Source organism: Parvibaculum sp., from assembly GCF_045863935.1.
GTDB lineage: Bacteria > Pseudomonadota > Alphaproteobacteria > Parvibaculales > Parvibaculaceae > Parvibaculum.
Genome location: NZ_BTVP01000027.1, coordinates 41,282 through 54,084 on the forward strand (window position 1 = coordinate 41,282; position 12,803 = coordinate 54,084).

The 12,803-nt window shown below is 65.1% G+C and carries 15 protein-coding genes; 10 read left to right on the top strand and 5 right to left on the bottom strand.

Features of this window, described 5'->3' with window-relative positions; genetic code table 11:
• Window positions 1-50: 50 nt before the first annotated feature.
• Window positions 51-1,352, bottom strand: a complete 1,302-nt coding sequence (locus ACKUUH_RS12145) for a glycerate kinase (protein ID WP_407950183.1) — start codon at window positions 1,350-1,352, stop codon at window positions 51-53.
• Window positions 1,353-1,381: 29 nt separating this feature from the next.
• Here ACKUUH_RS12145 and ACKUUH_RS12150 point away from each other — a divergent pair, with 29 nt between their 5' ends.
• The 6 genes from ACKUUH_RS12150 to ACKUUH_RS12175 all read left to right on the top strand — a co-directional run bounded on the left by ACKUUH_RS12150 (window position 1,382) and on the right by ACKUUH_RS12175 (window position 6,169).
• The gene (locus tag ACKUUH_RS12150) at window positions 1,382-2,212 is read left to right on the top strand and encodes an N-formylglutamate amidohydrolase (RefSeq protein WP_407950184.1); all 831 of its coding nucleotides are present in this window, start codon (window positions 1,382-1,384) and stop codon (window positions 2,210-2,212) included.
• Between the two features lie 11 nt (window positions 2,213-2,223).
• Complete coding sequence (locus ACKUUH_RS12155) at window positions 2,224-2,526, top strand: DUF1244 domain-containing protein (protein ID WP_407950185.1); 303 nt, start codon at window positions 2,224-2,226, stop codon at window positions 2,524-2,526.
• Between the two features lie 130 nt (window positions 2,527-2,656).
• Complete coding sequence (locus tag ACKUUH_RS12160; RefSeq protein WP_293215585.1) at window positions 2,657-2,920, top strand: DUF2312 domain-containing protein; 264 nt, start codon at window positions 2,657-2,659, stop codon at window positions 2,918-2,920.
• Between the two features lie 79 nt (window positions 2,921-2,999).
• A complete protein-coding gene (locus tag ACKUUH_RS12165; RefSeq protein ID WP_407950186.1) occupies window positions 3,000-4,781 on the top strand; it encodes an alpha/beta fold hydrolase in 1,782 nt (593 codons plus the stop codon).
• 121 nt (window positions 4,782-4,902) lie between these two features.
• On the top strand, window positions 4,903-5,292 hold the full coding sequence (locus tag ACKUUH_RS12170) for a hypothetical protein (protein WP_407950187.1): 390 nt from the start codon (window positions 4,903-4,905) through the stop codon (window positions 5,290-5,292).
• Between the two features lie 232 nt (window positions 5,293-5,524).
• On the top strand, window positions 5,525-6,169 hold the full coding sequence (locus ACKUUH_RS12175; RefSeq protein ID WP_407950188.1) for a GNAT family N-acetyltransferase: 645 nt from the start codon (window positions 5,525-5,527) through the stop codon (window positions 6,167-6,169).
• Window positions 6,170-6,189: 20 nt separating this feature from the next.
• On the opposite strand, the gene ACKUUH_RS12180 is transcribed toward ACKUUH_RS12175, so the two are convergent.
• The gene (locus ACKUUH_RS12180) at window positions 6,190-6,963 is read right to left on the bottom strand and encodes a hypothetical protein (RefSeq protein ID WP_407950189.1); all 774 of its coding nucleotides are present in this window, start codon (window positions 6,961-6,963) and stop codon (window positions 6,190-6,192) included.
• 356 nt (window positions 6,964-7,319) lie between these two features.
• Window positions 7,320-7,604 carry an HNH endonuclease gene (locus ACKUUH_RS12185; RefSeq protein ID WP_407950190.1) on the bottom strand — a complete coding sequence of 95 codons (285 nt, stop codon included), beginning with the start codon at window positions 7,602-7,604 and terminating at the stop codon, window positions 7,320-7,322.
• A gap of 424 nt (window positions 7,605-8,028) precedes the next feature.
• On the opposite strand from ACKUUH_RS12185, the gene ACKUUH_RS12190 reads away from it, so the two are divergent.
• Together ACKUUH_RS12190 and ACKUUH_RS12195 are read left to right on the top strand one after the other, a co-directional pair.
• Complete coding sequence (locus ACKUUH_RS12190) at window positions 8,029-9,342, top strand: hypothetical protein (RefSeq protein ID WP_407950191.1); 1,314 nt, start codon at window positions 8,029-8,031, stop codon at window positions 9,340-9,342.
• The gene (locus ACKUUH_RS12195; RefSeq protein ID WP_407950192.1) at window positions 9,339-9,698 is read left to right on the top strand and encodes an ArsR/SmtB family transcription factor; all 360 of its coding nucleotides are present in this window, start codon (window positions 9,339-9,341) and stop codon (window positions 9,696-9,698) included. The genes ACKUUH_RS12190 and ACKUUH_RS12195 overlap by 4 nt, the downstream gene beginning before the upstream one ends.
• On the opposite strand, the gene ACKUUH_RS12200 is transcribed toward ACKUUH_RS12195, so the two are convergent.
• Window positions 9,695-10,090 carry a hypothetical protein gene (locus tag ACKUUH_RS12200; RefSeq protein ID WP_407950193.1) on the bottom strand — a complete coding sequence of 132 codons (396 nt, stop codon included), beginning with the start codon at window positions 10,088-10,090 and terminating at the stop codon, window positions 9,695-9,697. The genes ACKUUH_RS12195 and ACKUUH_RS12200 overlap by 4 nt on opposite strands.
• 74 nt (window positions 10,091-10,164) lie before the next feature.
• Between ACKUUH_RS12200 and ACKUUH_RS12205 the strand changes: the two genes are divergently transcribed.
• Entirely contained in the window at window positions 10,165-10,773 is a 609-nt protein-coding gene (locus ACKUUH_RS12205) for a TetR/AcrR family transcriptional regulator (RefSeq protein WP_407950194.1), read from the top strand.
• Window position 10,774: 1 nt separating this feature from the next.
• Here the strand turns inward: ACKUUH_RS12205 and ACKUUH_RS12210 are convergent, their stop codons facing one another.
• Window positions 10,775-11,215 carry a MarR family winged helix-turn-helix transcriptional regulator gene (locus ACKUUH_RS12210; protein ID WP_407950195.1) on the bottom strand — a complete coding sequence of 147 codons (441 nt, stop codon included), beginning with the start codon at window positions 11,213-11,215 and terminating at the stop codon, window positions 10,775-10,777.
• A gap of 117 nt (window positions 11,216-11,332) precedes the next feature.
• Between ACKUUH_RS12210 and ACKUUH_RS12215 the strand changes: the two genes are divergently transcribed.
• Window positions 11,333-12,145 carry an amidohydrolase family protein gene (locus ACKUUH_RS12215; protein ID WP_407950196.1) on the top strand — a complete coding sequence of 271 codons (813 nt, stop codon included), beginning with the start codon at window positions 11,333-11,335 and terminating at the stop codon, window positions 12,143-12,145.
• The last annotated feature ends 658 nt before the right edge of the window (window positions 12,146-12,803 follow it).

Below are 12,803 nucleotides of genomic sequence, written 5' to 3' on the forward strand. Positions count from 1 at the left end.
AAAATAAATGGCGATATTTTGAGCACATAGGGAGCACTTAAGTCTCTAAGTCATTGATCTACCAGTATTATTCTGAAATCGTTCACATTCGTGTAACTCGGGCCCGTTCTCACCAGGTCGCCGAGCCCGGCGAAGAAGGTGCCCGAATCGTGGCGGTCGAGAAAGGTCTGCGCATTGAGGCCCTTCTCTCCGGCGCGGGCAAGTGTCGACGGCGTGACGATGGCGCCCGCCGGATCGTCCGCCGCGCCCGAGCCGCCGTCGATGCCGTCCGTGTCGGCGGCCAGCGCGGAGATGTCCGCCGCGCCCTGAAGCGCGATGGCGAGCGCCAGCGCATATTCCTGGTTCGGGCCGCCTCGTCCGGGTTCACCCTCGCCGAAGGTCACGGCCGCTTCGCCGCCCGAAATGATGGCAACCTTGCGCCCCTCGGCGCGTGCGGCAAGGGCGAGGCTCGCATGCGTCTCCGCGAGGTCGCGTGCCTCGCCCTCGATCGCGCAACCGAGCGGAAGAGGCTCATAGCCTTCCTCGCGCGCGATAGCCGCCGCCGCGCCGAGCGATCCCGTGCCGCTCGCGACGAGCTTGTAGGCCGCATGGGCGAATATTTCCGCGCCGGGTTTCGGCGTTTCGGGAAGTGCGGCGATCCGCTCGCGCAGGCCGGCCGGGATGGGCGGGCGCAGGCTGTCGAGCACGGCCATCACACGGGCTTTCGCCGTCGTATCGGGCACGGTCGGGCCCGACGCGATGGTGCTCGGGTTGTCGCCCGCCACGTCGGAAATCGCCAGCGTCACCGAGCGCGCGGGATGGATCGTCCCGGCGAGCCTGCCGCCCTTGATGCGCGAGATGTGCTTGCGCACGCAATTGATGTCGCCGATGGGCTTGCCGGATGCGAGCAGCGCGCGGGTGAGGAAAATTTCATCGTCGAGCGTGAGCCCGAGCATCGGCTGCACGGTGAGCGCCGAGCCGCCGCCCGACAGGAGCACCAGCGCGAGGTCTTCCGGCCCCACCCATTCGGCAAGCCTGAGCAGCCGCTTCGAGGCCGCCTCGCCCGCCGCATCGGGAACCGGGTGGCCCGCCTCCAGCACCTCCACATGCCGCGCCGGGCGGCCATGGCCATAGCGCGTCAGCGCCAGCCCCTCGATATGCGTGCCCGGATGGTGGCGGTCGTACCAGTCCTCCGCCGCCGCCGCCATGGAGGCGGCCGCCTTGCCGATGGCGAAGATGACGAGCCGTCCCTGCTCCGGCGCGGGCGGCACGGGCAGGTGCGGCGGCAGGCAATGTTCGGGCATGGCGTCGCGCACCGCCGCTTCGTAGAGGCGCTTCAGTATCGCCCTTGTTTCGGGGTCGTTCCCTGCCATGCCTCAGGTATAGTGCGCCGATGCACGATATGCCAAACCCCGTATCCGGCGATCTTCCGCCTTTCGAGCTTGTCGATCCGCAAGCGCGGGCGGATTTCATCGTCGTGTGCGACCATGCCTCGAACGCCTTGCCGCCCGGATACGGCACGCTCGGCCTGCCCGCGCGGGAGTTCGAGCGCCACATTGCCTTCGACATCGGCGCCGCCGGCGTCGCCCGCCGTCTCGCCGCGGCCCTTGCCGCGCCCGCCGTGCTCGGCCGCTTCTCGCGGCTCCTGATCGACCTCAATCGCGGCGAGGACGACCCGACCATCGTCATGAAACTCTCGGACGGCGCCATCGTTCCCGGCAATCGTGATGTCGACCCGCACCGGAACCCGCAGGAATTCGCGCGCCGCATCGCCCGCTTCCACGCGCCCTATCACGCGGAAATCGAAAGACTGATCGCCCGCGCGCGGACGCAAGGCATCGTGCCCGTCATCGTCTCGGTCCACAGCTTCACGCCGCGCTGGCGCTCTTTCGTGCGGCCCTGGGAAACGGGTCTCCTGTGGGACCGCGACGACCGTCTCGTCCGGCCGCTGCTGGCCGCATTGCGCGCGGAAGGCCTCACCGCCGGCGACAACGAGCCCTATACGGGCCGCCTCAGGAACGACTGCATGTACGCCCACGCAACGCTGCACGGGCTTCCGCATGTGCTCATCGAAATCCGGCAGGACCTGATCGAGAGCGAGGAGGGGCAGGCCGAGTGGGCATCGCGCTACGCCCGTCATCTCGTCCGCGCCGCGTCGCTGCCGGGACTTCGCGACATCCGCTTCTTCGGCTCGCATGCCGATCCCTCGCTCCCCATATCGCCGGAAAATTGAAGGAGGTTCAAATGGACAAGACCACGCAGACCGAACTCGAGGCGGCGGCCTTCCGCCGTCTCGCCGGCCATTTGCGCGCCCGCACCGACGTTCAGAACATCGACCTCATGATCCTCGCCGGCTTCTGCCGCAACTGCCTCGCGGACTGGTACCGGGAAGCGGCGGAAGAAAAGGGCATCGAGGTCTCGAAGGACGAGGCGCGCGAATTCATTTATGGCGAACCTTTCGCCGAATGGAAGAAGAAGCACCAGGCGGAAGCGACGCCCGCGCAGATGGCGGCTTTCGAGGCGGCGCAAAAGAAAAGCCACGGCTGATCCGGAACCGTCCACCGTTCATTCACATCTCTATCCACAGCTTTCTTGCCCCTCGCATATTGCCGGGCCGGGCGCGCGCCTCTATCGTCGCGCCCCTCACGGCAATTTTCAGTAAGTGGAGTGGCGCAACATGGCGGACGGCAATACGCCTGCGAATACGGGTGGTGTCGCACAGGACCAGCTCAGGTCCGTCGTCGAGCGCATCGAGCGCCTCGAGGAAGAAAAAGCGGCGATCGCGAACGACATCAAGGAAGTCTACGCGGAAGCGAAGGGCAACGGCTTCGACACCAAGACGCTGCGTCAGGTGATCCGCCTGCGCAAGCAGGACAAGGCCGAACGCCAGGAACAGGAAGCGATCCTCGACCTCTATATGAGCGCGCTCGGCATGATCTGAGCGCGGCCGCCATTTGCGGCTTCGTCTCCTGTCCCATCCGTCCTAACATTGCGCCGGCGGTTGTATTCAGGGGTTGAGTGTGTCCGGGCCGGAATCAGTCATTGACGATGGAGCCCGCGCGGTTGGCGCGGCGCGTGGCGAGGCGCCGCGTCCCGATCTCGCGGTCGCGCTCGACGCGATCTACGGCTATGCCACCGATCCCGAAAACTGGGAGGAGATGAACTCCCTTCTCGACGAGATCGGTGCGGGCGCCGATATCGCGCCGCTTGCGGACGGCATGCGCACGCATCTCACCCGCGCGCAGGATCTCGCGCAGCGCCTGCACGAGGCGCGGCCCGAGCCGGAAACGGGCCCCACCTGGTGCCACATGATCGTCGGGCGAGACTTCCGCCTTCTCGACATCTCGCCCGCGGCGGCGGAGATGCTCGCGCCGCTCTGCCGGACGCTCGCTCCGGGCAGCCTGCTTTCCTTTACCGATCCCGAAAACGCCGCGCGCTTTCGTGCGCTCGCTTCCACCGTTGCCGCGGGCGCGGGCGGCCCCGTGCTGCTCCGCCTTGTGCTTGAGGATGGCGAGGAGGCCGTCTTCGGCTATCTCCTCGCGGGGGAGAACCTCCCGGAGGTATTGCGCCGACGGCTCGATCTTCCGGCCTCCGCGCGGCGCGGCGCCGTCGCCTTCGTTGCGCCGTCCCGCGAGGCCGCCGGCGATGCGATGCGGATGTATCGCGAGACCTTCGGCCTCACACCGGCGGAGGCGCGGCTCGCGGCTGCGCTGCGCGACGGGCTCGCGCTCAAGGAAGCGGCGGCGAAGCTCAACATTTCCGTCAACACGGCGCGCAACCAGATCAAGAGCGTCTTCGAAAAACTCGGGGTCAACCGGCAGGGCGATCTGATCCGTCACCTGACGGAACTCTCGCAGCTTGCGGCCTATATGCGCGCGCCCGGCGACGCGAGCGAGAGCGCCGTTCCTGCCGAGCCGGGCGAGGTGCCGCTCTCCTTCACCGCTCTGCCGGACGGACGGCGACTTGCGTATCGCGACTACGGTGCGCGTGACGGCGTTCCCGTCATTCTCCTGCCGAGTTCCGTCAGCAGCTCCTGGCTCTGGCCGGCCGAAGCGGAAGCGGCGAAGCGCGCGGGACTTCGCTATATCGTGGTCGAGCGGCCGGGCACGGGCGCGTCCACCGCCGATCCGGACCTCACCTTCGAGAGTTTCGCGCGCGACCTCGAGCACTTCGCCGATGCGCTCGGGCTCGACCGTTTCCGGCTCACCGCGCGCTCCTCCGCGTCGCCTTTCGCGCTTGCCTGCGCGGCGCGGCTCGGGAGCCGCGTCGAACTGCTCCTGCTTGCCTCGGCGCGTCTCGGCGTTCCGGAAGACGCCCGGAAAAACGCGAAGAAGCAGGTCGGCATGCTTGGCGCCTTCTTCAACAATCTCAAACGCTATCCCTGGCTGCTCGACTCGACGCTCTTCATCCTGCGCGCGAAGATGTCGCGCAATTTCATCCGGCCGCTCGTCTACAAGTTCTTCGAGCCGTCGCCCGCCGATGTCGCCCTCATTCGCGCGACGCCGTCGCTCGAGGCGGCGATGATCCGCAGCACCATGGAAACCGTTGCGCATACCTATGCAGGACTCTTGCGCGAGTCGCAGCTCTATATCGATGGTGTTTCGCTCGACCTCACCGGCCTCACGGCGCCCGTCCTCGTCTGGCATGGCGAGGAGGATGGCGTCGTGCCGCTGGGCGAGATGAAGCGCCGCCTCGCCGAAATCGGTCTCGCTCCCGCCGAAATCCGGACGTTCCCCGGCGACGGGCACTGCTTCGTCAACAGGCGCCACGAGGAAATTTTCGCGCGCCTGCTTGAGGGCTGACGCGCGTCCCGCCATCACCTTTGGTCCATTTGCACTATTCTGGCGGCCCCTCGCGCCCGCTAGGACTCCTCCATGAAGATCCGGACATGGGGTGCCGGGTCCCGACCCGGAGGGGTTTCCAATGAACATGAAAACCGCATGCGTATGGTTCGCGGTTGCAGGCCAGATCTTCGCTCACGCCGCAGCCGCGCAGACAGCGACGGGCGCCGCCGCGGGCGTGCCTGACGCCCAGAAGAGCTGCGAGCAGCTCGCCGCCGAAATCGCGCAGCAGCAGCAGATCATCGCGGATGCCAGTTCCAGCTCCACCACGGCGCAGGTCGCCGATGTCGGCCTCGGCATTGCGCAGTCCGTCGGCATGCATTTCGGCGGCTTCGGGATCGGCGGTCTCCAGGCGACCGGCGCGGCAAGCTCGCTCGCCCAGCAGCAAAAGCAGGCAGCGGAGCAGCAGGCGCAGCAGGCGGATATCCGCCTCCAGGTTCTCACCGCCTTCTACCAGGGCAAGGGCTGCTGAAGCTCGTCGGCGCAGGCGTCCCGTCCGCGATCTGACGGCCGCTTCAGGCGTCTACCCGGACGCACACCCCTGGGTGGCCGTTGAAGGCCGGGGGAGCCCCGCAAGGCTCCCCCGTGTTCTCTTTCGGGCGCGGCAATCGGTCCCGCGCCGCGCCTGCGTCCTCCCGCCGCCCTCCGTGCTAGTCTCGCGCCCAACAAAAAGCCCGACGGCAGAAATAGAGGGAGTGAGACCGATGACGCCGATGACCGCGGACAATATCGTGCTGGAACAGGCAAGGCCCATCGAGCCCGAGCTTGCCGCCCGCCTCATCTACGACACCGGCTCCTACGTCTTCGACTGTCTCTACAATTGCGACTTCGACACCTATCTGCGGATCACGTCCAATCTGTGGATGCGCGAGGGCGGCGCTTTCTCGCATGTTCATGCCAGGGCGGCGATGAGCGAGGGTCATCTTGCGGGCATCGCGCTCGGCTTCCCGCAGCCGCTCTACGCCACCGAGTTCGGCACCGGCATGATCGCGATGGCCGAGTTGGGAACGCCCGAACTTCTCGCCCATCTGCCAAGCGTCGCCGGGCACATCCCATGGCTCTTTCCCGAGGTGCCGGAAGATGCCTGGTATCTCCTGTTCCTTTCCGCGCATCCGGAAGCGCGCGGGCGCGGCATCGGCGAGAAGCTTCTCCTCGATTGCTTCGAGCGCGCGAAGGCTGCCGGCTGCGTCTCGCTCCATCTCGACGTCGCGGCGATCAACCCGGCGGTGCGTTTCTACGAACGCATGGGGCTCGAACGCCTCGCCGAGACGAATGTGCCGAAGATCGCCACCTCGCATGGCGTGCCGCCGCATATCCGCATGGTGAAGCATTTTTCCAGCCTTACGTAAGGCTTACGTAGCAGTTCACTTCAGGCTTCTTCCCACTTGCGCTTCAACACATCTGAGGTCGCAAGAACTTTACCCTCGATGAAATCCTTGAAATATCGCCACTTCTCGACAGCGGCCGTATTGCTCTGTTGTGAGAGGTTTTTGATTTGCTGGTTGAGCATCGCTTTGATGTCACCAAACGAGAAATTGAGATCGACGATGGACGCAACGATCTCATCTGGGCCGGATGTTCCAAGATCGAATGGATTGACTACAAAAGAGTCCTTCTGATCCACAATCATTGGCAGATGTTTGGGATCGGAAATGTTCTGCTCGCATAGTTCTCGTGCGGAGTCTGTGATCAGAATGCGTGGATAAATTGCTTCTCTTTCTTCTATTTGTATTGCTTCGAGTAGGGCTGGTCCGAAAACAGCGCTGTCTCGGTGGTGTAGTTTACCGAGTACAACTGCGCCGCGCACAAGGAAACCGTGTCGCAGAAGCGCGACGATCAAATTCGAAGCTGCGTCGAGAATGCGACCATGGAAATCGGCAGGCATGGAAATGAGAAAGTGATCGGAGAAGGCGCCGAACTGGACGTCCAATGCCATGGGATTGACTTTGAATTTTCCATCCTTCTCTCCCTGAATGAGTTCGTTTTTGTCGTTCTCCATCAAAAATCGCGAGGACTGATGAATTTCTTGAATGGCACGAAGAGCTCTCGCTCCATCACCGCAACATATTTCTGCTTTCCAACCTAGGATATCTGCATAGAGGAGAAGTCGGTCCTCATACACTCCTGTGTCTTTCGATGTCATGGCTACTTGTTCTGCACGTTGAGTCGACAGTCGCTCTACAGGTAGATTCGACGTTGTCGAGGCCAAGAGATTTTAGCCTCTCCTTGTTTCTTCGTACTTCTCTATCGTAGCTACGCACACATTCTCAGATTGCAGAATGTTGCACATACATCCCCTTGAAACATGGGAGAGAAAGAATGTGTGATTCCGCCTTTGTCTCCACTTTACCCATTGGTCAAATGGACAGATGGAGTCAGCATCGGCGTGTGGCTGAGCATCTGGTGTTCAACGGTTTTTACGTCGAGCCGATGTGGGCCGACGGCGATCTCTGAGATAGGAGGCATTGACTACCTCAAAGTCGCCGCCGAGCCACCGCGTCAGCAAGACCAAGGGTAGTTGTCGCCCTTGCGTCTGTTGTTGCGCCACCAAAGTGGCTGAAGGTTGTCGAGCGTAGACCCTCCTCCGCGTGCTCGCGGGTAGATGTGGTCAATTTCCCATCCGTAGTCGCCTTCACCGCCGTGCTCGTCGTACACCATCCAGTTTCCGCAGATGTCTTTGCGGATGCTGTTTGGGTCGTAGTTGGGAACCACAATCCCCTTGTTCCAGACAGCACGCTTGGTCTGCTCGTCAACGGGAATGAAGGGGTATCCGGGATAAGCCATTTTGGCCTCCATCTGTGTGAGTGGAGCGCCGTATTGACCTGTTCCCCCGATTCATCGCAGATTCGCGTGTACACATTCGAGGTACAGCCTCGCTGGCGCTCCTAACGCTTTGCGAGGGGAAATGGTCGGGGCCCTAATCCCGGCCATTTCCGCAACTTCTCCATTGATTCCCGATTTGTTCTGCAGCGTCAAGCATTCGCGCAAGATGTAGTGTGCAATTGGCTGACGCTCCCCTTGACCTTGTGGTGCTTGGCTTCTGTCTTGCGGCTCAAGGAATGAAACTTCGACCCACAACGCACCGTCATCAGGTGGTTGGAGCAGGTGTGTTTCCAGAGTTATCTGCAAATTTCTTCGCGATGGCCTTGCCGGGCGGCCGGGCCAAGTCTATATAACGGTAATTCTGGTTATATAGTCAGAGTGCCCCATGCAGCCGATCGATCTCGCCGCCATCTCGCAGCTCAACGAGGACTGCTTCTGTCTCCCGCTGGAGCGGCCCGCGCTTGAGGCGGCGGCCGCCGCGCGGCTTGGTGCGGCTGAAGCGCCATGGGCGGCGGGTGAACTCGAGGCGCTTTCCGCCGGGCAGCCGATGTTCCTGCCGGTTTCGATGCGCGAGGATCTCTTCGCGCGCATTCGTGCCGTCGGTGCGCTGCTTGTGGCCATGGCCGCCACGCGGGCCCGCGCCGGGCAGCGCGCCTTCGACCGCGAGGCGCTTCTCGCCGCCGGTGCCTGTAACAGTTTCGATTTTCATCTCTCCGCCTCCGGCCCGAAGCTCATCGAGGTCAACACCAATGCGGGCGGCGCCTTCCTGCAGCCGCTCCTTCTCGATGCCGTCGCGCCTGGCGGGCCTGCGAACGGTTTTGCGCCGGAAGACATGCTGATCGAGGCCTTCGCGCGGCTCCGTCCCGGACGCGCGCTGCGCCGCGTCGCCATCGTCGACGAGGCGCCGGAGACGCAGGCGCTCTATCTCGACATGCGGCTTTGCGCAGTGGCGCTCGAAGCGCGCGGCATCGAGGTCGATATTCTCGACCGCGTGGATCTTCGCCGCGAGGGCGGGGCGCTTCTCGGCCCGCGCGGTCCCATCGACATGGTCTACAACCGGCTCGTCGATTTCCATTTGCGCGAGGCGGCGAGTGCGCCGCTGCTTGAGGCATGGGAAGCGGGCGAGGTTGTGGTCGCGCCGAACCCCGATGTCTACCGCGCCTTTGCCGACAAGCATCTGCTGGTTGCGCTCAGCGACGCCGAGGCCGTTACGGCGCTGGCCGGGGAAGCGGGCGTCGATGCGGCGCTGGTGCTCGATACCGTTCCCCATACCGAACCCGTCGATTGCGGCAATGCCGACCGCCTGTGGGAGGCCCGCCGCGACTATGTTTTCAAGCCGGCGCAAGGCTATGCGTCGCGCGGCGTCTATCGCGGCGACAAGATCACGCGCAAGAAGTGGTGCGAGATCGTGGGCGAGGGCTATCTCGCGCAGCGTTTCGCCGAGCCCTCGCAGCGCGCCCTGCGGCTTGCGGCCGGGCTTGCCGCGCACAAGGCGGACATCCGCGTCTGGACGCATGGTTTCGAGCCGGTCTTCGCGGCGGCGCGTCTCTATGGCGGTCAGGTGACGGGCTTCCGGGGGGAGGGCGCGGGCTTCGCGCCGATCCTCTGGCTCGGCGCCTCCTCCGCCGGTGCGGGCTGCGTGGAAGCGGGATGCGCGGACGAACCATGTGCCTGCGCCACGACGGGAGCAACCTCATGAATGCGAGAAATGCCGCGGTGAAAGCGGTTCCGAAAAAAGCCGACATGAAGAACACCGCCGATCTCGACCGCACGGCGGCCTGCCTCGAAGCGCTCGGCCAGCCGGTCCGGCTCGCCGTCTATCGCGTGCTGGTGCGGGCCGGACCCGAGGGGCGTTCCGTCGGCGAGTTGCAGGAAGCGGTCGACATTCCGCGTTCGACGCTTTCCTTCCATCTGCGCCGCCTCATCGAGGTCGGCCTCGTCGTCCAGGAGCGTCATGGCACGACGCTCATCTGCCACGCCGATATGGCGGTCATGGATCACACGCTCGGTTTCCTGATGCGCGAATGCTGCGCCGACCGGGGCGGCTGCCGCTAGGCCTTCCGCCGCTCCAGCAGGGCGGCCGCCGCGAACATGATGACGGCGGCGAGCGGAATGGCGACGGCGGCGGGCAGCCCCAGAAGTGTCAGCTCCGTGCCGCCTTCATAAGTCGCATAGCCCTCATAGAGATCGCCCAGCGCATGCGCGAGGACGACGCCGCCCATCACGCAGGTGCCGATCAGCGCGGGCAGCGCGATCTGGCCGCGCCCCCAGACGAGCCAGAGGCAGAGCACCGCGAGCGACGAGTTCGTGATCAGCTGCCAGCCGTCGTGGAAGCGCGCATGCTGCGGCCAGTCCGGGTTGAAGAGATGCGTCGCGTTCACTTCCAGGATCGGGATCAGCAGGCCGAAAACGAGAATTCCGGCGGTCATCAGAAGGCGGGCGGGCATTTCTCTCTCCCATGCTGGCGGCGGGCGGCCACTGCGGTTATATTGACGGTGTCAATATGAGGGAAATATAGACAGTGTCAAGATCGCCCCGCGGCCCGCGCGAAATCCCCTATCACCACGGCAACCTGAAGGAGGCGCTTATCGAGGCGGCCTTCGCGCTGCTCGACGAGGAGGGCGCCGGGGGCGTCACCATTCGCGCGGTGGCGCGCCGCGCCGGCGTCACCCATGCCGCGCCCGCCAATCACTTCGCCGACCGCAGGGCGCTCCTCACCGCGCTCGCCGCCCGCATCTTCGAGGATCTCGCCCGCGAGATCGCGCGGCGGCTCGCCCGCGCGGGCGGGGGGCTCGAGGCGCGGCTCAGCGTCTTTGCCGATGCGGTGCTGCGCTTCGGCCTCGCCTCGCCCAACCGCTACAGGCTGATCTGGCGCTGGGACGCGCTCGACGGCCAGGACGCCGCCCTCCAGCAATCCATGGACGCGATCTATAACCGCCTCATCGCCGAACTCTCCGCCCACGGATCGGACGCGCTCGACCCGCACAGCCGCGCCATCGCGCTCTGGTCGATGGTGCATGGCTATGTCTCCATGCGGATCGAGGGCAATCTCGTGCCGGGCCGCGACAAGGTCACGGGCGAGCCGCGCGAAAAAGCTATCGTCACGGCGCTCCTCCAGGGCATCGCGTAACTCACTCCGCCCCGTCTTCCTCCAGCAGCTCGATCAACCTCCGCAAGCCCTTCGCCGCGCGCGCCATGTCCTTGCCCGGAAAGGCCTCGTCGAGCGCCGCGTTGACGCGCGCGAAGGCCGCGCCCAGCGAGGCGAAGGCGCGCCGCCCGGCCGGCGTCGCCTCGAGCAGCCAGGCCCGCTTGTCGGTTGCCGAGCGCGTCCGCGCGATATAGCCCGCCTTCAGCAGCCGCTCGGCCATCGCGCCCACGGCGCTTTCGCGCTGCTTCAGGCGATCGGCGATCTCGCGCTGCGACAGCGGCCCCTCGCCGCAGATGATCGCCATGACGGCCGTCTGCGCCGTCGTCAGCCCGCCCCCCTCCAGCATCGCCCGGTCGGCCACGGTTTTCAGGCGATGCGCCGCCGTCTGGACGAGAAAGAAAAAGCGTTCGTCTTTCGCCGGCATGTGCCCCTGGCCTTCTGCTTCGCGGGTTGACAGCCCTTCGCCGCCTCCCTAAATACTACACTAGTGTATCAATTTCCAGCCGGCATGTCCCGGCCGAAAACCTGAAAGGGAGCCCCCATGGGTGCGATCGATGTCTGGGCACAGCTTACAACGCCGCGCATGGCCGCGCAGCCATGGCTCGCCACGCTGCTGCGCTGGACGGGGCAGGAGGACAAGCCCCTCGTGCCGAGCGTCGAACGGACGGTCGCGGCGATGGACGCGGCCGATGTCGACATCTCGCTCATCGCCGCCTGGTACGGGCCGCAGGGCGCGCTCATCACCAATGAAGAAGTCGCCGCGCAGATCGAGGCCGCGCCCGCGCGCTTTCGCGGCCTTGCGAGCGCCGACATCAGGAACCCGGCGGAAGCCGCCCGCGAAATCCGCCGCTGGGTGGACGGCGAGCATTTCGTCGGTGTACGGATCGTTCCCTGGCTCTGGGACCTGCCGCCCAACGACCGGCGCTACTACCCGCTCTATGCCGCCTGCGTCGAGCTCGGCGTGCCGCTCTGCACGCAGATCGGCCACACGGGCCCGCTGCTCCGCTCCGAGACTGGCCGCCTCATTCCCTATCTCGAAGACGTGCTGCTCGACTTCCCGGAGCTCACTGTCGTCGGCGGCCATGTCGGCTTTCCCTGGATCGACGAACTCACCACGCTGACGGTCAAGTTCCGCAACTTCCATGTCGACACGTCCGCCTACGCGGTGCACAGGCTGCCGCCCGCCTTTGTCGATTACATGAAGACGGTGGGCGCCTCCCGCGTCATGTTCGGCACCAACTGGCCCATGCTCTCGCCGAAAAAATGCCTCGCCCGCCTCGGCGACCTCGGCCTCGACGCGGCGCAAACGGAAGCCTTCCTCTCCGGCACCGCCCGCCGCGTCTTCAAGCTCTGAGGGTGAGAGGCGGTTCGCGCCAGCGAGCGAAAAGGTCCGGGGGCCTGTCCCGGCGCAGGCCGGGAACCTTTTCGAGCCTCGAACGCCCGAAGGGCAGGTGAGGGGGCGCGCCACCCGCCGCAAAAACCGCTCACGCTCCGGCCTCTCCCCAACACGTCATTGCCGGGCTTGCCTGTCCCGGCGAAAGCCGGGAACCCGGCAATCCAGAAGGCGCGCCAGCGCGCCGTCCCTCTTCACAAAATCCTTTTCCCCGGCTGCCCTCCAGCCATTCCCTCATCCGTCATGGCCGGACGCGCACCGCCGCTGACCGGTTGCGCGAGCCGCGCGCCTCCACACCCCCGCGCTTCCGCAACCCCACGCCACCAACGCCGCCCAATACCACCCAACACCGTCATGGCCCGCTTCATGCGGGCCATCCACGCCTGCCCCGGCGAGAGCCGGGGTCTTGAATGTCAGGACGGAGGAGGGCGTTAGTTTCCCTACGACAGCACGCGCCTGGATGCGGATACAGAGGCGACGGCGTGAAGGCTGCCGGGCCAATTCTTTTCTCTGATCGTTTGGTGTTTGCTTGGTGACTCAGAGTAGACTCTGTAGCCATTCGGAATGACCTGCGCCCCAAGTTTCATCCAGTCGGAAGTAGAGTCTCGTGACCATTTGA